At 31.7% G+C, this 23,086-nt stretch carries 15 protein-coding genes; 11 read left to right on the forward strand and 4 right to left on the reverse strand.

All coding sequences use genetic code 11. The features are described 5' to 3' along the window. Positions 1-9: 9 nt before the first annotated feature. Entirely contained in the window at positions 10-1,410 is a 1,401-nt protein-coding gene (gene lpdA / locus H0I29_RS08000) for a dihydrolipoyl dehydrogenase (protein ID WP_218755020.1), read from the reverse strand. Between the two features lie 162 nt (positions 1,411-1,572). Between lpdA and H0I29_RS08005 the strand changes: the two genes are divergently transcribed. Further along, positions 1,573-2,835, forward strand: a complete 1,263-nt coding sequence (locus tag H0I29_RS08005) for a glycosyltransferase (protein WP_254712729.1) — start codon at positions 1,573-1,575, stop codon at positions 2,833-2,835. Between the two features lie 16 nt (positions 2,836-2,851). On the opposite strand, the gene H0I29_RS08010 is transcribed toward H0I29_RS08005, so the two are convergent. Continuing rightward, positions 2,852-4,456, reverse strand: coding sequence for a glycoside hydrolase family 10 protein (locus H0I29_RS08010; protein ID WP_254712730.1), 1,605 nt, complete (start codon positions 4,454-4,456; stop codon positions 2,852-2,854). A gap of 51 nt (positions 4,457-4,507) precedes the next feature. After that, the gene (locus tag H0I29_RS08015; protein ID WP_218755021.1) at positions 4,508-5,257 is read right to left on the reverse strand and encodes a DeoR/GlpR family DNA-binding transcription regulator; all 750 of its coding nucleotides are present in this window, start codon (positions 5,255-5,257) and stop codon (positions 4,508-4,510) included. Positions 5,258-5,634: 377 nt separating this feature from the next. Between H0I29_RS08015 and H0I29_RS08020 the strand changes: the two genes are divergently transcribed. The 10 genes from H0I29_RS08020 to H0I29_RS08065 all read left to right on the forward strand — a co-directional run bounded on the left by H0I29_RS08020 (position 5,635) and on the right by H0I29_RS08065 (position 20,937). After that, a complete protein-coding gene (locus H0I29_RS08020) occupies positions 5,635-8,823 on the forward strand; it encodes a SusC/RagA family TonB-linked outer membrane protein (protein WP_218755022.1) in 3,189 nt (1,062 codons plus the stop codon). An 11-nt stretch (positions 8,824-8,834) separates the two neighbouring features. Further along, the gene (locus H0I29_RS08025; RefSeq protein ID WP_218755023.1) at positions 8,835-10,331 is read left to right on the forward strand and encodes a SusD/RagB family nutrient-binding outer membrane lipoprotein; all 1,497 of its coding nucleotides are present in this window, start codon (positions 8,835-8,837) and stop codon (positions 10,329-10,331) included. 194 nt (positions 10,332-10,525) lie between these two features. Next, the gene (locus H0I29_RS08030; RefSeq protein WP_218755024.1) at positions 10,526-11,029 is read left to right on the forward strand and encodes a hypothetical protein; all 504 of its coding nucleotides are present in this window, start codon (positions 10,526-10,528) and stop codon (positions 11,027-11,029) included. A gap of 9 nt (positions 11,030-11,038) precedes the next feature. Further along, positions 11,039-13,048, forward strand: a complete 2,010-nt coding sequence (locus H0I29_RS08035; RefSeq protein ID WP_218755025.1) for an N-acetylmuramoyl-L-alanine amidase — start codon at positions 11,039-11,041, stop codon at positions 13,046-13,048. A 51-nt stretch (positions 13,049-13,099) separates the two neighbouring features. Continuing rightward, positions 13,100-14,557, forward strand: a complete 1,458-nt coding sequence (locus H0I29_RS08040; RefSeq protein WP_218732297.1) for a sodium:solute symporter — start codon at positions 13,100-13,102, stop codon at positions 14,555-14,557. After that, complete coding sequence (murQ, locus tag H0I29_RS08045; protein ID WP_218755026.1) at positions 14,547-15,368, forward strand: N-acetylmuramic acid 6-phosphate etherase; 822 nt, start codon at positions 14,547-14,549, stop codon at positions 15,366-15,368. The genes H0I29_RS08040 and murQ overlap by 11 nt, the downstream gene beginning before the upstream one ends. 14 nt (positions 15,369-15,382) lie before the next feature. Next, entirely contained in the window at positions 15,383-16,489 is a 1,107-nt protein-coding gene (locus tag H0I29_RS08050; RefSeq protein WP_218755027.1) for an acyltransferase family protein, read from the forward strand. A gap of 9 nt (positions 16,490-16,498) precedes the next feature. Next, the gene (locus H0I29_RS08055; protein WP_218755028.1) at positions 16,499-18,190 is read left to right on the forward strand and encodes a glycoside hydrolase family 3 protein; all 1,692 of its coding nucleotides are present in this window, start codon (positions 16,499-16,501) and stop codon (positions 18,188-18,190) included. A 62-nt stretch (positions 18,191-18,252) separates the two neighbouring features. Beyond that, positions 18,253-19,719 (forward strand): glycosyl hydrolase family 18 protein, encoded by a 1,467-nt coding sequence (locus tag H0I29_RS08060; protein ID WP_218755029.1) that lies wholly within the window; start codon positions 18,253-18,255, stop codon positions 19,717-19,719. A gap of 9 nt (positions 19,720-19,728) precedes the next feature. After that, positions 19,729-20,937 (forward strand): exo-beta-N-acetylmuramidase NamZ domain-containing protein, encoded by a 1,209-nt coding sequence (locus H0I29_RS08065; RefSeq protein WP_218755030.1) that lies wholly within the window; start codon positions 19,729-19,731, stop codon positions 20,935-20,937. A gap of 97 nt (positions 20,938-21,034) precedes the next feature. On the opposite strand, the gene H0I29_RS08070 is transcribed toward H0I29_RS08065, so the two are convergent. Next, a complete protein-coding gene (locus H0I29_RS08070) occupies positions 21,035-23,050 on the reverse strand; it encodes a M3 family metallopeptidase (protein WP_218755031.1) in 2,016 nt (671 codons plus the stop codon). Positions 23,051-23,086 lie beyond the last annotated feature (36 nt).

The raw sequence follows: 23,086 nt of genomic DNA on the forward strand, positions 1-23,086 counted from the left end.
TTTTACTGATTAAGCATTTAAAGGCTTTCCGTCCCAAGCAGCTTTTGCAGCTTCTTTTACCGCTTCAGAATACGTTGGGTGACCATGACAAATTCTTGCCAAGTCTTCTGCCGATGCTCTGTATTCCATTGCAACTGCAGCTTCCATAATTAAATCTGCAACACGTGCACCAACCATGTGAACTCCTAAAATTTCATCTGTATTTTTATCTGCAATAACTTTTACAAAACCATCTGTATCTCCACTAGCACGAGATCTACCTAAAGCTCTCATAGAAAATTTACCAACTTTGTAATCTACTTTTGCATCTTTTAATTCTTGTTCTGTTTTACCAACAGCAGCAACTTCTGGCCAAGTGTACACAATACCAGGAATTAAATTATAATCGATATGTGGTTTCTCGCCAGCTAAATATTCAGCTACAACAACACCTTCTTCTTCTGCTTTATGTGCTAACATTGCTCCTTTAACTACATCACCAATTGCGTAAATATTAGAAACATTTGTTTGTAAATGATCGTTTGTAGTAACTTGACCACGCTCGTTAACTTCTACACCAATTTTTTCTAAACCTAAGCCTTCTGTATATGCTTTTCTACCAACAGCAACCAAACAATAATCTCCAGTAAAAGTAACTTCTTCACCTTTTTTGTTATTTGCTTTTACGGTAACTTCATCACCATTTCTTTCTACAGAAGTAACACCATGACTTACAGCAAACTTAATACCTTGTTTCTTTAAAACTTTTGTAAGTTCTTTAGAAACATCAGCATCCATAGTTGGCGTAATTTTTGGCGCATATTCTACAACAGTAACATCTGCTCCCAAACGTTTGTAAACCGTACCTAACTCTAAACCAATAACTCCACCACCAATTACAATTAAATGTTTTGGTACTTCAGGTAATTTTAAAGCTTCGGTAGAAGTAATTACACGCTCTTTGTCTAAAGAAATAAATGGTAAAGTAGACGGTTTAGAACCCGTTGCAATAATAATATTAGTTCCTTCAATTATTTCTGAAGAACCATCATTTTTAGTAATCTTTACATGTGTTGCATCTTCAAAAGAACCTAAACCTTCAAAAACATCAACATTGTTTTTGTCCATTAAATATGTGATTCCTCCGGTAGTTGTTTCTACAACTTTGGCTTTTCTTTCTACCATTTTACCGAAATCAAACGTAGGGTTTTCAACAGAAATTCCATGTTCGTCAAAATGGTTAACAGCATCATAATAATGATGAGAAGAATCTAATAATGCTTTAGATGGAATACATCCAACATTTAAACAAGTTCCTCCTAAAGTTGAATATTTTTCAATAATTGCTACTTTTTTACCTAATTGAGATGCTCTAACTGCAGAAATGTATCCTCCAGGACCAGATCCAATTACAATAATATCGTATTTCATGATTGCGTTTTTTTGCGTAAAGTGTAACCTTTCGCTTTGTTTCTTATATTGATGAACAAAAATACATATATTTTCATAGAATAAAGTAAGAAATAAGTAGTTTTACCAATCTGAATTTCTTAAATTTTAGCTAAATAAGTTTTAAAAAGAAAAGGGTTTTAAATGAAAAATGATTTGAAAGAATTGACAATACAAAATGTTTTAATTATTGGTTACGTTTGGGTTGAGCCAAACTCTTCTGCTGCCGGAAGTAGAATGATGCAATTAATTGAGCAGTTTTTAAAACATAATTTTAAAATAACTTTTGCTTCTCCTGCGCAAAAAAGTGAAAAAGCTACAAGTTTAAATTCTTTAGGAATTGATGAAGTTTCTATTGAATTAAACAATGCTTCTTTTGATGATTTTATAAAAGAGTTACAACCAACAATTGTCATGTTCGATCGTTTTATGATGGAAGAACAATTTGGTTGGCGCGTTGCGGAAAATTGCCCGAATGCAATTCGGATTTTAGATACGGAAGATTTACATTTTCTACGAAAAACACGTCATCAACAATTAAAAAAAGGAGAAGAATTTACAACAGAAGCATTATTAAAATCTGATGATGCAAAAAGAGAAATAGCCTCTATTTTACGTTGCGACATGAGTTTGATTATCTCTACGTATGAAATGGATTTATTAAAATCTGTTTTTAAGGTTGATGAAAAAATCTTGTATTATCTACCTTTTTTATTAGATAGGATTGATGAAAATCAACAAGGAAAATGGAAGTCTTTTGATGAAAGAGCAAATTTTGTGTTTATTGGTAATTTCTTTCACAAACCAAATGTGGACGCTGTTTTAACTTTGAAAACAGAAATTTGGAGTGAAATTAGAGAGCAACTTCCAAAAGCAGAAGTTCATATTTATGGAGCGTATGCGAGCCAACAAATAAATCAATTACATAATAAAAAAGAAGGTTTTATAGTAAAAGGCTTTGCAGAAGACGCTAAAGAAGTGGTGAGAAATGCGAGACTTGTTTTAGCTCCGTTACGTTTTGGAGCAGGAATAAAAGGAAAACTGACCGAAGCCATGATTTGTGGAACACCAAGCGTAACTACAGAAATTGGAGCAGAAGGAATGTGTGATAGATTTCCTTGGAATGGTTTTGTAGAAAATGATTTTTCTGATTTTGCATTGATTTCCGCAGAACTATATCGAAATAAAAATATGTGGAAAAGTCATCAATTAACAGGAGCTGAAATTATCAATGAAATATATGATAAAGAGAAGTTAGGTGTGCTTTTTATCAATCAAATAAAAGAAGTTCAAGAAAATTTAGAACAACACAGAACTCAGAATTTTTTAGGGAATTTATTGCAACATCAAACGTTACAAGCTACAAAATACATGAGTAAATGGATTGAAGCTAAGAATAGTATTTAGTAATTTGTTTTAATTTCTATAATTTAATTTCCTTTACAATACTCTCGTTTCCAAATTTATCAACAGCGGTTATGACAATTGCTTTTAAGTTGCTTCTTGAATTTTTATTATCAAGCTTAACTAAAGGTATGTTTTGTGAATTGGTAAAATTACCATGAATGCTATAATCCCATTTAGAGTTGTATTTGTAATACACTACCCAATTGGCAATTTTATCAATATGTTTATGTGCCCAAGTTACCGATAAATTGTCTTTATCTTTAGAGTAATTTACAGTTGGAGCTTCTGGTGCTGTTGTGCTTAACCAAGGATAACTAGGTGTTAATGCTTGCTTTTTATAAGGACCATTAAAAATTGCTTCCGTAAGTTCTGGTGAATCAATTAAAGGAGCAATGCTCCAATGCACGGTTCCTGGAGATTTTGAGGTCATTCCTCGGGTTATCATAATTTGATTGATGACTTCGTCTATGGCTTCTTCTCCTTTTTGTCTACCAATACTCATTCCTGGCCAAAGGTGTCTTTCTTTGGTGTTTTCTCCTATCCACCAATTTAATAAAACAGGAAAACTAACATCCATTCTATTAATTGGCCAATACAATTGCGGTGTAAAATAATCTATCCAACCTTCGTTTAACCATAATTTTGCATCTGCATACAACTCGCTATATTGGTCAAATCCAGCAGTTACTGATGCAGGATAATTAGGTCTCCAAAATCCAAAAGGACTAATTCCGAATTTTACGTTAGGTTTTGTTTCTTTTATGTTTGTGTAAATACTTTTAACGAATTGGTTTACATTGTCTCGTCTCCAATCATCTCTTTTTAATTTTCCACCAGTGTTTAAGTATGTTTTCCAGCTTTTATCATCAGGGAAATCTTTGTTGTTGTTGTAAGAAGGGTATGGGTAAAAATAATCATCAAAATGAATTCCGTCTACATTGTATCTTTCAACAATATCCATAACAACTTTGTAACTATGGTTTTGCGTTTTTTTATTTCCTGGATCTAGCCAATAAAAACCAGTTTCTAGTTTTACAGCTAATTCTGGTTGTTTGTTAACAATAGAAGCTGCTGTTATTTCGCCTCCGGTGGTGTGGTGCGCTCTATAAGGGTTTAACCAGGCATGTAATTCTAGTCCTCTTTTATGCGCTTCTTTAATCCAAAATTCTAAAGGATCATAATATGGAGAAGGTGCTTTACCTTGTGTTCCTGTTAAAAAATAAGACCAAGGCTCTAAGTCGCTTTTGTACATTGCATCTGCCTGAGGTCTTACTTGTAACACAACGGCGTTAAAATTATTTTTATGAAGAAGGTCTAATAATTTAATAGCTTCTTCTTTTTGTTGTTTGGTAGAAAGACCACGTTTACTTGGCCAATTTATATTAGCGACACTAGCAATCCAAGCAGCTCTGAATTCTCTTTCTGGAGCAGGAACTACCTTTTTTTTTACTTCAATGTTATTTTCAGTTTCAACATTTTTGTCAATTTCAATGCTTTTTTGAGTTTCATTGCCTTTTTTTACATCTGTATTATAAATTTTTTTACTACAACTAATAAATAGTAAAGTAAATAAAGTAATAATATATATTGATTTGGTATTTTTATAAAAAAGCATTTTCATTGATGTTGTTGTGTTTATTCTAATAATCGCTCCTTTTTTTCTTAATGAATATTACATTAAAACTAAGCCAGAGTCAATATAGGGTTTTAATATAGGGTCATCTAGTTCTAAATCTGTAATGGCAATATCAATTTCTTTAAGTGGGCAAATATCATAATTTAGTCTGATATTTAGTTTGTTGGAAGTAGATAGGTACACATTGCGTTCAGAAGAATCAATCATTGCTTTTTTAACCAAGGCAACCTCATATCCTTCACCTGTAATTCCTTGTTCTGCATTAAAAGCACTTACGCCTATAAAGCAAAGGTTTGCGGTAATGTTAGATAAATATTGAATTACATCTATACCAGTTGTTACCATCGAGTTTCTTTGTATTCTACCACCAATAAAAATAGTTTCAATAGTTGCGTGTTCTGCCAATTGCATTGCAATTGGTAAGCTATATGTGTAAATGGTTGCTTTTAAATTTTTTGGAAATAATTTTGCTAACATCAAATTTGTAGTACCTCCACTCATTATAATAACCATTCCGTCTTCTACTAAAGTAATTGCTTTCTTAGCAATAACAACTTTTTCTTCTCTTTTGTAGATTACATCTTCATTGTAATGGTAGAGTTTTTGCATGGTAGAAATTGCTCCTCCATGTACTTTGGTTAGTAGACCTTTCTTGTCTAATTCCTTTATATCTCTTCTAATAGTGTCTTCTGAAACATTTAGTTTTTCAGCCAAAAAAGTAGAACTTACCTGTCTGTTAATACTTACTTCATCTACTACTTTCTGCTGTCTCTCTTTCTTTTTCATAAAAAAATGATTTTTTCAAAAGTAAGATTTTATTTAACCATTTTGCAAATGCTTTTTGTTTAAAAAGATTTTTTTTGCCGTTTTTTTTGCGTTTTTGTAATTAAAAACGCAAAAATTAACTAATTTTCAATTAATGTTAAATGAAGCAAGTTTTGTTCATTTTCCTTAGTGATACATTCATTTATTGTTGTATTTGGTTGATTTTGTGCTTATTTAGTAATTTTTGATAATTCTTAAAATCGCAATGGATGCGTGTTTTTTTCTTGAAATATTTAATTTTTCGAATAATTTTATTAAATATTGCAAATTCATGCAATTAACTTGCAGCTTTTTGTTTTTTTTATATCTTTACCTTAAATAATTCAAATTTAAACTAGATGAAAAAAAATTACAAACTAACATTGTCCTTGATAGTGTTTTTGATTGTGCAAAGTACATTTGCTCAATTAAAGACTATTTCGGGAGTTGTTACAGAGAAAGGCAGTGAAATACCGTTGCCGGAAGTTAGCGTTTTTATTAGTCAAATTAATAAGGGTAGTGTTACCGACTTTGATGGGAATTATTCTATTAAGGCTGAAGATTTAAAAGGAAAAACAATTGCCTTTAGTTATCTTGGTTATAAAACGGTTACAATAACCTTAACTGGAGAAAATCAAGTTATAAACGCAGAGTTAGAAGCAGATGCTACTGGTTTAGATGAGATTGTGGTTACCGCACTTGGTATTAAAAGAGCTGCAAAATCTTTAGGGTATTCTTTAACGGAAGTTGGTGGAGAAGATATGTCTGCGGTAAAAAGCACAAGTGCTGTTAATTCTTTACAGGGTAGAGTTGCTGGTGTAAATATTTCTGCAGGTAGTGGAGGAGCTGCTGGGTCTAGTAGGGTAATTATTCGTGGAGCAAGTTCGTTAACAGGAAACAATCAACCTTTATATGTAATTGACGGAATTCCTATTATTAACAATACAAACGGTTCTGTAGTTGGTGCAACCAATGATGGAACAGGAGATGGAGGAGATGATATTTCTTCATTAAACCCAGATGATATAGAGAGTGTTTCCGTTTTAAAAGGAAGTTCGGCTGCCGCACTTTACGGTTCTTTAGCATCTAACGGGGTTATTATGATTACTACAAAATCAGGAAAAGGTCAAAAAAGAATGGGCGTAGAGCTTTCTAGTTCTTTTACTTTTGATAAAATTAATACTGATTTACAAAACTTTCAAACTACTTACGGACAAGGTAATAATAGATTAAAACCAGGTTACGAGTATGATGGTAGTGGTCAGCCAGTAGAAATTTCTAATATAGCCAATGCAATTGATGATTCTTTTGTAAGTTCTTTACAATCTTGGGGAGATAAATTAGATGGCTCAATGGTTTATAATTGGGATGGTACTAAAAGACCTTATTCTAATACAGGAAATAACCTAGATAAATTTTATAACGTAGGTTCTACAGTTATAAACACAGTAGCATTATCAAAAGGAGGAGAGGAATATAATTATCGTTTGTCTTTTTCTAATTTAGATAATGATGATATTTTTCCGAATACGACTTTAAATAGAAAGTCAATGTCATTAAATGCTTCTGCAAATATTACTCCTAAATTAACATCTACAGTTAATGCTAAATATGTTATTGAAAAAGTACATAATCGTATTAATATTGGAGATACACCAGGGAATGCTAATACAGTAGCCTATGTGCTGCCAAGCAGTTTAAATATTACAGACTTACAACCAGAATTTAATGAGGAAGGTACAGAGCTGTTATTTCAACCAAGTCAGTTTATTTCTAACCCATATTGGGCAACAGATGTATTTAATAATGATGATAAAAAAAATAGGTTTACAGCATCTACAACTTTAAAATATGATTTTAATGATTGGTTATATGTAACAGGTCGTGCAGGTATAGATACGTATGATTTAAGTAGAAGAAGAGTAACACCTTTCGGAACAGCATACAGACCAGCTGGTGAAATGACGCAAGCAAAATCTACGTATACATTGTTTAATGGAGACTTAATGTTAGGTATTGATAAAGCTTTAACAGAAAAAATTTCTACAAGCTCAATTATCGGAGCAAATACAAGAACATCATCATTCGAATCTTTAAGTGCATTGGGTAGAGGTTTTATTGTAGAAGGTTTAGAAGATATTAATAATACAACTTTACCAGAGCCAACTTTTGGATATTCAAAAACAAAAACAAATTCACTTTATGGGTCTTTTGAAGTAAGTTATGATAAGTATTTTTACTTAACATTTACAGGAAGAAACGATTGGTTCTCTACACTATCTTTTCCTGGAAAAACAACTCCAAATAATGGCTTTTACTGGTCTCTAAGTCAGAGTTTGTTATTAAACGAATTGTTTGATTTACCAGAACAGGTTAATTATGCTAAATTTAGAGCAAGTTACGCACAAGTTGCAGGTGGAGCCAGTAATGCATATAGTTTAAATTTAGATTATGCAATTACAGGTTCTTTTCAAGGACAATCTTTCGGGCAGTTAAATGGTAATTCTATTCCTAATCCTAACTTAGTTCCTTTTCAGAAGAATGAATTTGAAGTAGGTTTTGACGGACGTTTCTTTCAGAATCGTTTAAATTTAGATGTTGCTTATTATCAAAATCAAACTACCAATGATATTGTAAGTGCTTCTGCATCTCAATCATCTGGTTTTACATCGTCAATTCTTAATATTGGAGAACTTCAAAATAAAGGGTTTGAATTTTTAATAGGTGGTACTCCAATTAAAACTGAAGATTTTTCATGGTACACTTCTTTTAATTTTGGATATAATGACAGTGAAATCGTTCACACAGATGATGAGGATACTGCTATTAATGTTGATGGTAGCCAGACGCGTTCTAGAACAGCAATTATTTCTCATATAGTTGGTGAAAATTATGGTGTAATTTGGGGTTCTTCATACAAAAGAGATGCTGATGGTAACATCATGTACAATACAACAGGTTCTATTCCGAAACCAATTCAGGGAGAAAATAAAATTTTAGGACAAGGTGTTGCACCATATACTTTAGGTTTTTCTAACTCTTTTAAATACAAAGACTTTTCATTAAACTTTTTAATTGATGCTAAGTTTGGCGGAAGTGTTCATTCGGGTACAAACAGAGAGTTAATGATGCGAGGTTTACATGAAAAAACATTAGAAGGTAGAGAAGATGGTTTAGTGGTATCTGGTATAGATGATGCGACAGGAAACCCATTTACAATGACAGTAGCACCAGAAAACTTAAGAACTTATTATGGTTTTATTGGTGAAGAAAACTCTGGTATTTCAGAAGAGTTTGTTTATAGTACAGATTTTATAAAATTTAGAGAATTAAGTGTAGCTTATAGTTTCCCGAAAAAAACGTTAGAAAATATTTTTGTAAGTGATGTAAGGCTTTCTTTAATAGGAAGAAACCTATTTTATATTTCTAAAAAAATAGATAATGTAGATCCAGAAGCTTCATTAAACAATTTAAACTCTCAGGGTATAGAAAGATTCGGAACACCATCAACTAGAAGTTATGGATTCGCAATAAATGTTAAATTTTAAAAAAACAGATCATGAAAAAAATATTTATTTCATTCATAATTATAATGTTTACTTTAAGTGCTTGTGACGATGGTTTCGAAGAACTTAATGTAAATCCAACAAAACCAGTACAATTAGATCCTTCTACAAAATTCACTTATGTTCAATTATATACAGGTGGTAGCAGTTATGTAGCCTATTTATTTTGGAATATAATTCACTTAATGCAAAACGTACAACATTTAAATAATACGTCGTATGCATCATTTTTATATAAAGAAGGAAACACACATTGGTTGTTTGAAGAGCAATTTAGTACTACGGTAAAAAATATTGCAGATTTAGAAGCGCAATTAGAGTTAAGTACAGAGCCAACTGCAGCTATGGATTTGGCAATTACTAAGGTGCAAAAAGTATTAATTTTTAGTAGAATTACAGATGTGTATGGAGATATTCCTTACAGTGAAGCTGGTAAAGGTTTTTTAGAAGGAATTCGTTTTCCTAAATATGATCAGCAAAGTGCTATTTATGCAGACATGTTATTGTCTTTAGAGAGTGCAACCGCAACTTTAAGTGCTGGCGGAACAAGTTCTTTTGGTTCTGCAGATTTAATGTTTTCGGGTGATGTTGCAAAATGGAATAAGTTTGCAAATTCATTAATGTTACGTTTAGCACTTCGAATGGTAAAAGTAGATGAAGCTGCTGCTAAATCTTGGGCAACCAAAGCAATTGATGGAGGTGTAATGACAAGCAATGAGGATATTGCATATATTCAATATGAAAACTCTGCAAATGATGGAGGACCAAACGTAAACCCATTAACAAAAGGTTTTACTTCTAGAGCATCCACACAAGTTAAGATTTCTAAAACTTTCATGGATTTTATGAAAACAAGAAACGACCCAAGAGTTTCTGTTTTAGCATCTACAGTTGATGGAAATACTGATTTTGCATTACAATTTGGACAAGATATCAACGATGAAACAAGGGGTGAAGCAAACTCTAAACCAAATATTAACATTTTTGGAGGTTCTGGAACTGTAATTTACGATGCACCATTTTTCTTTCAAACGTATGCAGAAGTAGAGTTTATGTTAGCAGAATCTGCAGAACGTTGGGGTTTAGCTGGAGGATCATCAAATGTAGAAACGCACTATAATGCAGGTGTAACAGCGGCAATGCAATATTTATCTATGTATGGAAGTGCTGCAGATATTACAACTACTCAAATAAATGATTATTTAAGTGCTAATCCGTTTGTGCCAACGCAAGCTTTAAAAATGATAAATGAGCAATATTGGGTAGCTACTTTTGGTAATGGTTTAGAAACTTTTTCTAACTGGAAAAGATCAGGCTATCCAGAATTAGTTCCTGCAAATGTAGCAGCAACGCTTACCAATGGAGAAATTCCTAGAAGACTTCCTTATCCAGCATCCGAAAAATTAAATAATTCGACCAATGTTGAAGCTGCAATAGCTGTACAAGGAGGAGATCTTTTAACCACAAGAATGTGGTGGGATAAAAATTAATTATAAAGCGAGTCCCCCAACTAATTAATTTAATGTTTGTTTTTTTTATTTTTTTTGAATTAGTAAGGGGTGAGATGGTATGAAAGTCGATTCTCACTCCTTATTTTAAAGAATTTAATTTGAAGTCAAATATAGGAGAACTAATTTTTTAATATATAACTATTTAAGAGGATAAGAATTAAGATTGTATACATATGAAAAAGCATAAATCAATAATACCTTACTTTATTATCCTTTTACTTTTACTAAGTAATTGTAAAGATAATTCTAAGAAACAAGTGGAGGAGAGTAATGTGGAGGTTCAGCCGAAGGTTACTACACTAACTACACCGAACAACAATGAAGTTTCCATTGTCAAAGAAGATAATGTTTTTGTTATTGATCAAACTTTTTCAAAGGAAGATGATCAAAAAAATATAATAGGAAAACCTGTAGAGGTTGATTTATCCACAACATCAGGGGCTATGCTTTCAGCGTATTCTAAATATAATGATGATTATACAGTTTTTTATAAAACTCTAGAAAATGATACTTGGTCTGATTGGGTAGAACTTAAAGAAAATGATCATGTCGAAAATCCAAACCGTAAAGTCTTTTCGCCACAAAATTTAAAAACTTCGGTACAAAAAGTCCAATTTAAATCAAGTAAAATAACAAAAAGTGAAGTGATATTTAGAATATACACATTTGAAAAATAATCTCCCTTTATGAAAAAAATAATATTCTTATTCGTTCTTATGTCATCGTATTTTTGTTTTGCAGATTGTACGCAACCCGACTTTTGCGGAAGAGCTTGTTGGGATACAAATGGTACGCGTCCTGCTCAAACAAGTCCAAGTTACACAACCCCTACTCATATTATAGTGCACCATACCGGAGATGGAATTGTTTTTCCAGCGAATACTAATTACGCAGAAAAAATCAGGTATTATTGGGATTTACATGTAAACACCAACGGATGGTCTGATCTTGGATACAATTGGTTAATCGATAGAAATGGTGTTATTTATGAAGGAAGAGGAAATGGTGTTGCTGGAGCACATTTTAGTGGGCATAATGCGGGGACAATGGGTGTTTGTATGATTGGTGATTTTACTTTAGAATCTCCTTCTGCAAAAGCTTTAACTTCTTTAAAGAATATAATATCTTGGGAGGCAACAGATAAAAATATAGATGTCGCAGGTGCTAGTTATCATGCATCATCGGGTCTTAACTTAAACAATGTTTCAGGTCATAAAGATGGTGGAGCAACCGCTTGTCCTGGTACAGATCTTTATAATTTATTACCAAGTATTAGAACTTCTATAAGTGCGTTTTCATGTTATACAGATACAACTCCAGCACCAGGTTTAGATTGCTCAAGTGCAATAGAACTAAGTAATGGTGTTACTTATTCAGGAAGTAGCTCTACGGCTGGTTCAAAAGTTTCTACTTTCGGGTGCAACTCTTGGACAGAAACAGGTCCGGAAAGAGTTCATAAAATAACTCCTACGGCAGACGGTACAATAACAGTTAGTTTATCTAATTTTTCAGGAGATTTAGATGTTTATATTTTAGGAAGTTGCGATCCTTCAGATTGTTTAGGAGCCGTAAGTTCGTCATCAGCAACCTTTGAAAATGGTATTGCAGGGCAAACGTATTATTTAGTTGTAGATGCAGATGATGGTAGTGGAGGTGCGTACGATATTGTAGCAACATATTCAGAAGCAGTAATTGCTGAAGATGTAACAATTTCAAATGGACTTGTAAATATAACAAGCGTAAATGCAGGTGAAACTATAGATGTTTCAGCTACACAAAGTTATTCAGGGTCTCAATTAGCTGCAGATTTACCAACTATTCATCTTGGTTATTATTTATCTACAGACTGTAATTTGAGTTCAAATGATGTTTTACTTGGAGAAAGTAGTTCTAATTTAGGTAGTGATAATGCATCTCAAAATGAGGGTAAAACGCTTACCATTCCTACTAATACTTCTGATGGAACTTATTTTATCCTCTTTTCCGCAGATAATGAAGGTGGATTAACCGAAAGTGATGAGACTAATAATGTAAGTTGCATACAAATTACAATAAATAGTACTGAAGAGTCAGCAGATATAAAGGTGATAAATACAACTGTAAGTCCATTAGTTGTAAATGCAGGAAATAACATTAATGTTACTGCTACACAAAGTTATTCAGGGGCTCAATTGTCTACTAATTTACCAAGTTTTAGTCTTGGTTATTACTTGTCTACGGATTGTGATTTGAGTGAGAATGATGTTTTACTTGGAGAGAGTCGTTCTAATCTTGGTAGTGATAGTACTTCTCAAAACGAGAGTGAAACTCTTACTATTCCTAATAATACCGCTGCTGGAACTTATTTTATGCTATTTTCTGCTGATAATGAAGGTAAATTAACCGAAAGTGATGAGGTTAATAATACCAATTGTATTCAGATTAAGGTAGACGCAGCTTTGACGAATGTAGATTATCAATTTAAAAATCAATTAAGTGTTTTTCCAAATCCTACATCAGACATTATAAATATAAAGGCAAATATCAATTTGGTTATTAATAAACTTTATATCTATAATTTAAATGGACGTTTAATAAAAGAAAGTACATCTGATTTGAATAAAATTAATATTTCAGAATTTTCTAAAGGAATCTATTTATTAAAAGTGGTGGGTAATGAAGATGAAACAGCCGTTTTTAGAATTATTAAAAAGTAAAAATATTTTAATCGACAGATTTAGATTTTAAAACGTTAAACAATAAAGTACATGAATTCAACCATAATTTTATTAATCATTATCTCTTATTTTGGAGTATTAATGTTAATATCTCACTTTGCTTCAAAAAATACAAGTGATGATTCTTTTTACACCGGAGATAGAAAATCTCCATGGCAAGTAGTTGCTTTTGGAATGATTGGAGCTGTAATGTCTGGTGTTACATTTGTCTCTATTCCAGGAATGGTAAGTAATAATTATTTCTATTATTTACAATTTGTTTTTGGTAATGTAGTCGGATATATTTTTATCACGTATGTGTTAATTCCTATTTATTACAATTTACAACTCGTTTCTATTTATAGTTATTTAGAAACAAGATTTGGTCCTAGAACCTATAAAACAGGTTCCTTGTTTTTTCTGATATCTCAATCGTTTGGTGCTGCTTTAAGATTATTGTTAGCAGCAAAAATTTTACAATATGCCGTATTTGATGCGTTGAATATTCCGTTTTTCTTAACGGTAATTATCATATTGATTTTAATATGGATGTACACAAACAAATCTGGTATTAAAACAATTGTTTGGACAGATACGCTTCAAACATTTTTTCTATTATTGGCAGCAGTTGTATCGATATATATCATTAAAGATTCTTTAAACTTAAGTTTTTCAGAAACCATAACATCTGTTACAAACCATAAATATTTTAAGGTTTTTAATTGGGATTTTAATTCTGGTAGCAATTTCTTTAAGCAGTTTATTTCAGGGATTTTAATTGCAGTTGCCATGGTTGGTTTAGATCAAAATATGATGCAGAAAACATTAACCTGTAAAAGCAAAAAAGAAGCACAGCGTAACATTCTTACCTTTAGTTTATTCTTGGCCTTAGCACAATTTCTATTTTTAGGTTTAGGAGTGATGTTGTATTTATATGCAGAAAAATTCGGAATTCAATTAGAAATAGAAAACGGTCAATTTATTCATACCGATAACTTATTTCCAATGCTTTCTTTGGGGAGTTTTGGTACAGTAGCAGCAATCAGTTTTATTTTAGGAATTACGGCTGCTTCATTTTCTAGTGTAGATTCATCATTAACGGCGTTAACTACATCCTTTACACATGATTTTTTAGATATTACTCATAAAAATTCAAAAGAAAAAAAACGTCTTAAAAATTATGTTTTACTTGCTTTCTCTATTGTAATCTTCATTATTATAATGTTGTTTTCAGGAAGTAAAGGAGACGTAATTACAACAATTTTTAAAGTGGCAGGCTATACGTATGGTCCTTTATTAGGGCTTTACCTTTTGGGTATTTTCACTAAAATAAAAATAAAAGATACGGCTGTACCTTATGTCTGTGTTTTAATGCCATTACTTACTTATTACATAAATTACATAGTTAAAGTTAAGTTTTCATTTGATTTAGGTTTTATGAACATTTTATTAAATGCATGCCTTACTATACTATGTTTAATCCTTATACGAAACAAAAATGACGAATAAATTAACTACAGAGCAAGCATCAGATTATAATAATTTAGAGCAGATGAGTACCACAGAGTTACTCACAAATATGAATACAGAGGATAAATTGGTTCCTTTGGCAATTGAAAAAGCAATTCCATCTATACATAAACTTGTAGATGTGATTCATAAAAAAATGAGCAACGGAGGACGTCTGTTTTATATTGGAGCAGGAACAAGCGGAAGGTTGGGAGTTTTAGATGCATCAGAATGCCCACCAACGTATGGCGTTTCTGATAATTGGGTAATCGGAATTATTGCCGGTGGAGATATTGCGCTTAGAAAAGCAGTAGAAAATGCCGAAGATGATACCGAATTAGCTTGGGAAACTTTACAAGAACATAATATATCAGATAAAGATGTTTTAATAGGAATTGCAGCTTCTGGTACTACACCTTACGTAATAGGAGGTATGCAAAAAGCAAAAGAACAGAACATCGTTACGGGTTGTATTACGTGTAATGAAGGTTCTCCTGTTGCGTTAGAAGCAGATTATCCTATAGAATTAGTAGTTGGGCCAGAATTTGTAACAGGAAGCACAAGAATGAAAGCAGGAACTGCTCAGAAATTGGCTTTAAATATGATTTCTACAACGGTTATGATAAAACTAGGCAGAGTAAAAGGAAACAAAATGGTAGACATGCAGCTTTCTAATAAAAAACTAGTTTCTAGAGGTGTAAAAATGGTGATGGATGAATTAAATATTGATACAGAATTAGCAAGTAAGTTATTGAAACAACATAAAAGTGTTCGGAAATCTATAGAAGCATATAAAGAAGTGGTGAAATAGTACATTCTATAAAGATGGAAAAAAAAGAAAGATTAATAGCGTTAGATGTTCTAAGAGGCATTACAATTGCCTCTATGATTTTGGTGAATACACCCGGTAGTTGGTCTTATGTTTATTGGCCATTGTTACATGCAAAATGGAATGGTTTTACACCAACAGATGCTGTTTTTCCTTTTTTTTTATTTATTGTAGGGGTTTCCATACATTTTGCTTTTAAAAACTTTAGAGAAAATGAGCATAAAAGAGCACTCAAAAAGATCATTAAAAGAACTTTAATAATTTTTGCTATCGGATTGTTTTTAAATTTATTTCCGAAATTTAATTTTGAAACAGTTCGGTATTTTGGAGTATTACAAAGAATAGCAATTGCCTACGGTATAGGTGCTACTCTTTGTTTGTTCTTCAATAAAAGAAATCTAATCTATATAACGGTATTTATTTTACTCGGATATTGGGCTATTTTATATTTCTTTATTCTCGAAAATCCTTTTGGTCCACAAACCAATTTAGTAGGTAAAATAGATTTGTATTTATTTGGATCAGATCATATATGGAAAGGGCTAGGTTTTCCTTTTGATCCAGAAGGATTATTATCTACGTTACCATCAATTGCAACAGTACTTATTGGGAGTTTAACGGGTAGTTTTTTAAGTAAACGATCTGAGAATAGTACTAAAATAGTTACACTTTTAAGTTACGGAATTGGGCTTGTTCTACTCGGTTACATTTGGGGTTTTGTGTTTCCTATTAATAAATCGCTTTGGTCAAGTACGTTTGTTTGTTTTTCCGCAGGATGGGCAATGCTATTATTGGCATTTTTAATATGGGTTATCGACGAAAAAAAATACACAGCATGGTCTAAACCATTTATCCATTTTGGTACAAATCCTTTATTCATTTTTGTGTTTTCTGGTTTGTTTGCAAAAACGATCATTTATTTAATAAAAATCACCAATTCACAAGGAGAAATTGTATCTGCAAAACAATATTTATATCAAGATATATTTGTCCCTATTGCCGGAAATATGAATGGGTCACTTCTTTTTGCAGTTGCTCATATTGTCTTTTTCTGGTGTTTAGTATATCTATTGTACAGAAATAAAATATTTATAAAAATTTAATTACTAAAAATGAAAAAATTAATTACTACACTCTTAGTCTTATTATTCGTTGTTTCAAGTTGCGATAAAAAACAAACGGTAAACAAATCATCAGAAGATATAGAACGAACAAAATGGGTAGATAGCATCTATAATAAAATGACTTTAAAAGAAAAAGTTGGTCAATTGTTTATGATTGCAGCCTATTCTAATAAAGATCAAAAACATACGGATTCTCTTAATAAATTAATTAAAGAATACGCCATTGGTGGATTGGTGTTTTTTCAAGGAGGACCAGTAAGACAGGCAAAGCAAACAAACTTATATCAAGCTACATCTAAAGTGCCTTTGTTAATTGCAATGGATGCAGAATGGGGGTTAAATATGCGTTTAGATAGCACGGTAAGATTTCCGTATAACATGACGTTAGGTGCTGTGCAAGACAATGATTTAGTGATGAAGGTTGGTGAGAAAATAGGCGAACACTGCAGTCGTTTAGGCGTTCATATAAATTTTGCTCCTGTGGTAGATATCAATACAAATTCTAAAAATCCAATAATTGGTGTGCGTTCTTTTTCTGAAGATAAATATAACGTAACGGAGAAAGCATTGGCTTATACAGAAGGGATGCAGAGTCAGAATGTATTGGCGTGTGCAAAACATTTTCCGGGACATGGAGATACAGATAAAGATTCTCATAAAACGCTTCCAACTGTTACACTTTCTAAAGAAAGAATAGATTCAGTAGAAATGTATCCGTATAAAAAATTATTCAAAAACAATATGGCTGGTGTAATGGTTGGTCACTTAAATGTACCGAGTTTAGAAAAAAACGACGGTCTACCTTCTTCTTTATCTCATGAAATTGTAACTAATATTTTAAAGGAAAGACTTCAGTTTAAAGGGTTAATATTTACAGATGCATTAGAGATGAAAGGAGTATCTACTTTTAAAGAACCAGGTGATGTAGATTTAGCGGCATTTAAAGCAGGGAATGATGTTTTATTAATGGGAGAAGATGTTTCTAAAGGAATTTCAAAAATTATAGAAGCCTATAATAATAAGGAGGTAACTGAAGAAAGATTAGCACATTCTGTAAAGAAAATTCTAGCATCAAAATTTGATGTTGATTTAAATAATTTTAAACCTATTGAAATAGAAAATCTTATTAGCGATTTAAACGATGAAACAAATGATGTTTTAAACGAAGCTGTTTTTATAGATGCCATTACTGCTTTAAAGAATAATGAAATTCTTCCTATTAAAAAGGATGGAAATGAAAAAATAGCATTTGTAGGTTTAGGTGATGGAAATTCTGCTTCTTTTTTAAATGCTTTAAAATCACACTTAAAAGTAGATGATTTTTCTGATTTAAAACAACCAGAATTGCTTAAAAAACTTAAAACCTATGATAAAGTAATCGTTAGTTACCATCGATTAAATAGCAGATTGACTAAAAAAATATCTGATGAGGATAAATTAAAAATAGAAGAAATAGCAAAAAGTAACAAGGTTGTTTTAGATGTATTTGCAAGTCAATATAGTTTAGAGAATTTAGACTTCGAAAATATAGAAGCAGCTATTATTTCTTATGAAAACACGGATATAGCTCAAAGTGTATCTGCCGAAATAATTATCGGGAATAAGGATACAAAAGGAAAATTATCAGCATCGCTAAATGATGAGTTTATTGCTGGTGTAGGAATTGAAATTTTAAAATAAAAATAACTTAAGACAGATTCATATTGTAAAAAACTAAAACTACTAACTTAAAACCAAGAATTATGAAACAATTATTACATTTCACAGTAATTTCCTTATTTATCTTTTTCTCTTGTAATAACCTTTTATCTCAAGAAATTATTAAGAAAGGAATTCATGAATTACAAGCAGAAGAGTTTGGTGGTTCTGCCAAGCATCAAAAAAGTTTAAGTAAAATTGTTTCAGAAATTATTCCTTTGCAAAGCAAAAGCGCAAAAGCATTATCAAAAAAAGTTTTTGGTTTTTTACCTTATTGGGAGCAAAGTAGTGGAGCACATAATAATATTCAATATAATTTATTAACGCATTTGGCCTGTTTTGATTTTAGAGTACAATTAGATGCAGCTATTTCTACACCTCCAGGTTGGCCTTGGACAACAGAAATTAATGCAGCACATGCAGCAGGTACAAAAGTGATAATGACTGTTGTAAATTTTGGTGGAGCAGACGGTGCAGATGCAGTGGCTTGGGAGTTGTTTACAAATACAAGTAAGAAAAATATTTTTTTCGCCAATGTTAAAAATTTAATTGAAACGTATAATTTAGATGGAGTTAATATCGATTTTGAAGGAATAGCAAGTGCGCACAGAGGTGCTGAGTTAAATACGTTTATGGCTGCTTTAACGGCTTATATTCATCAAGAATTACCAGGGAAAGAAGTTTCTTTTGATGGTCCGGCAGTAAATTGGGGAGGTTGGATTATGGATGATTTAGTAGATAGTGTAGATTATTTAATTATAATGGCATACGATTATACGTCTGGTTCATCTGCCAATGCAGGGCCAGTAGCTCCTTTAACACACCACACTTCTTGGAAAAGATTTGTGAAAAGAACCGTAGAAACCGGAACTTATAAAGTGCCTGTTACAAATAATCCAGAAAAGTTAGTGATGGCAATTCCGTATTATGGTCAACATTGGAAAACCGCAACAAATGTTTCTGAATCTGCAACAGTTTCTCATGTTAAATCAACCAGGTATAAAGACACTTCTATAGATGCAAGTGCTTATGGAGGTTGGATATGGAACAGTGATTTTGAGGTTCCGTGGTACACTTGGAATGATGGTGTAAATTGGAATCAGATTTGGGCAGATAATGAATTGAGTATTTCAAAAAAATACGATTTGGCAATAGAAAATAATTTAGGAGGTGTTGGTATTTGGGCTTTAAATTATGATGGAACAAGACCAGAGCTTTGGGAATTAATCAATACTAAATTTGGCTCAACGGCTAATGTTCATTCTTATTTGAATGATATTATATCTGTGTACCCTAACCCTACCAATAACATTATTAATATTTCAAATGAAAAAAATATAAAATTCGCTAAAATTGGGGTTTATAATACTTTAGGGGAATTAGTTAAAGAAGTAGGTTTGCAAAAAACAGCTATTGATATCTCTAATTTTTCAAATGGAGTGTACTTTTTAAAAATTATTGATGAATCGGGTAAACAAGCAACATTAAAAATTTTAAAATCATCTTTATAATTTACAATCATGAAAAATTTAATTATACTATTATCTCTTGTTTTAGTTTCCTGCAATGCTAAGCCTAACAAAGAAAAGCAAACAGAAAAAGCTAGCATGATAGCAGTAAAAGAAGATGTTAAAATTATTGTTGCTGCTAATCAAACAGCAGAGTACTTTGATTTATTGAAAGGTAAAAAAGTAGGTATTGTTGCCAACCAAACAAGTGTTATTTTGAAAGGTGATACAAATGTTCATTTGGTAGATTCTTTAGTTTCTTTAGATGTGGAGATTACTAAAGTTTTTGCTCCAGAACATGGTTTTAGAGGTAAAGCAGATGCAGGTGAACATGTAGAAGATGGTATTGATGCTAAAACAGGCTTACCAATTATCTCATTATATGGAGCAAACAGAAAACCATCTCATGAACACTTAAAAGGTTTGGATGTAATACTGTTTGATATTCAGGATGTTGGAGTACGTTTTTACACGTACATCTCTACTTTACATAATGTTATGGAGGTTTGTGCAGAATTAAATATTCCACTTATAGTACTAGATAGACCAAATCCTAATGGGCATTATATTGATGGTCCTATGTTAGAAGAAGAAGCAAAAAGTTTTGTTGGGATGCATCCGGTTCCTACAGTTTATGGAATGACAATTGGAGAATATGGAAAAATGATTAATGGTGAAAAATGGTTGGAAAACGGAATTCAATGTAATCTAACAGTAATTCCTTTAAAGAATTACACACATAATTCTGAGTATGATTTACCAATACTGCCTTCACCAAACTTACCAAATGCAAAATCTATTAATTTGTATCCTAGTTTGTGTTTTTTTGAAGGGACAAATGTTAGTGCAGGTAGAGGTACAGAAATGCAATTTCAAATTTTTGGCTCGCCTTTTTTAGCAAAAGAATCTTTTGACTTTAGTTTTACGCCACAACCTAATTTTGGGGCAAAACATCCAAAGCATGAAGGAGAAGTTTGTTTTGGTACAGATTTGCGAACTCATAAAAAATTAAGCAGTTTAAATTTAGAATGGCTTATAGAATCTTATGCGAAAACAGCTGATAAAGAAAAGTTTTTTAATAAATTCTTTTTAAAATTAGCGGGAACAAAAGAATTACAAGAGCAAATTGAAGCAGGTTTGTCATTCGAAGAAATACAATTAAGTTGGCAAAATGACTTAACTTTTTTTAAGGAAGTTAGAAAAATGTACGTATTATATTAACTACTTGTTGTAAAGTATAAATGGAAAGAAAGTAAAAGATATTCAGTCGTAGTTTTTAGTAAATAATGTACTAAAAACTGCGACTGAAAATTGAATATTAAATTAAACCTGCTCTTCTTAAAAGCGCATCTGGTTTTGGTTCTTTTCCTCTAAAACGTTTGTACAATTCCATAGGTTTTTCTGTTCCACCTTTAGAAAGTATATTGTCTTTAAACTTAGTTGCAACTTCTTTGTTAAAAATTCCTTCTTCTAAGAAATACTCAAAAGCATCTGCATCTAAAACTTCTGCCCATTTGTAAGAATAATATCCTGCAGAATATCCTCCTTGAAAAATATGAGAAAAAGCAGTACTCATACAGTTTTCTGCAACATCAGGATATAATTTTGTGTTTGCAAAAGCTGCGTTTTCAAATTCTTTGATTGATGTAATTTCTGATGGATCTTGTCCATGCCATTGCATATCTAAAAGACCAAAACTAAGCTGACGTAAGGTTTGCATTCCCTCATGGAAACTTGCAGATTCTTTAATTTTCTCTACATATTTCATCGGAATAACTTCTCCAGTTTCATAATGCTTTGCAAACAATTCTAACGCTTCTTTTTCGAAACACCAGTTTTCTAAAACCTGACTTGGTAATTCTACAAAATCCCAAGAAACAGAAGTTCCAGATAAGCTATTGTAGGTTGTGTTTGCTAACATTCCGTGTAGTGCATGACCAAATTCATGAAACAACGTTGTAACCTCGTTAAACGTTAATAAAGACGGTTTGGTTGCGGTTGGTTTGGTAAAGTTACAAACAATAGAAACCTGTGGTCTTTCGTTAATTCCGTTTTTAATTTGTTGAGATTTGTAACTTGTCATCCACGCACCGTTTCTTTTTCCTTTTCTTGGATGAAAATCAGCATAAAAATGCGATACAAAATTTCCGTTTGCATCTGTTACGTTATATGTTTTAACATCTTCATGGTATTTGTCGATGTTATTTATTTCTTCAAATTTTAAATCATATAATCGGTTGGCAATTTCAAAAACACCATCAATTACATTTTCTAATTTAAAATATGGCTTTAAAGCTTCTTGGTCTAAATCGAATAATTCTTTCTTCAGTTTTTCTGAATAGTAAGAACCATCCCATTTTTCAAGTTGGTCTATGCCGTCTAATTTCTTCGCGAAGTTTTCTAAATTTTCAAACTCTTTTAAAGCAGCAGGTTTAGCTTTTTCTAAAAGATTGTTAGAAAATTCAATTACTTTTTCTGGCGTTTCTGCCATTCTTTCTTCTAAAACAAAATGAGCATGTGTTTTATAGCCCAATAAATTAGCTCTTTTTTGACGAAGGTTTACAATGTCTAAAACAACTTGTTCATTATTAAATTCATTATCTTGAAACGCTTTTTTACCAGCAGCAATTGCCATTTTTTTACGCAACTCTCTGTTGTCAGCATACGTTAAAAAAGGAATGTAACTTGGGTAGTCTAATGTAAAAACATAACCATCTTTATCTCTAGAATTTGCTACTTCTTTTGCTGCTTCTTTTTCGCTTTCTGGCAAACCAGCTACATCTTTTTCATCAGTTAAATGAAGTTCAAAAGCATGCGTTTCTGCCAATACGTTTTCTCCGAATTTTAAAGATAATTTAGAAAGCTGCGCATCAATTTCACGAAGCTTTGTTTTATCAGCTTCATTTAAGTTAGCACCATTTCTAGCAAAGCTTTTATATTGCTTCTCTAAAAGCATGGTTTGTTCTGGAGTTAAATCTAAATTTTCTTTAGCATCAAAAACCGATTTTACTCTTTTAAACAAAGCTTCGTTTAAAGTAATATCATTACTAAACTCACTTAACCAAGGAGAAACTTCTTGCGCTATTTTCTGAATTTTATCATTCGTTTCTGCAGAATTTAAATTGAAGAAAATACTGGTAATTTTATTCAATTTTTCACCAGAAAAATCTAAAGCAACCGTTGTATTTTCAAAAGTTGGTTGTTCAACATTATTTATAATTGCATCAATTTCTGCTTTGGCAATTTCAATCCCTTTTTTAATTGCAGGCTTGTAATCTTCATTAGAAATTTTAGAAAAAGGCGGTGTATTAAAATCTTGTAAAAGTGGGTTCATGAATTCTTAGTATATAAAGATCAAAGATAGATATTC

The sequence above is a fragment of the Polaribacter sp. R2A056_3_33 genome (genome assembly GCF_019278485.1).
In the GTDB taxonomy this organism is placed as follows: Bacteria; Bacteroidota; Bacteroidia; order Flavobacteriales; family Flavobacteriaceae; genus Polaribacter.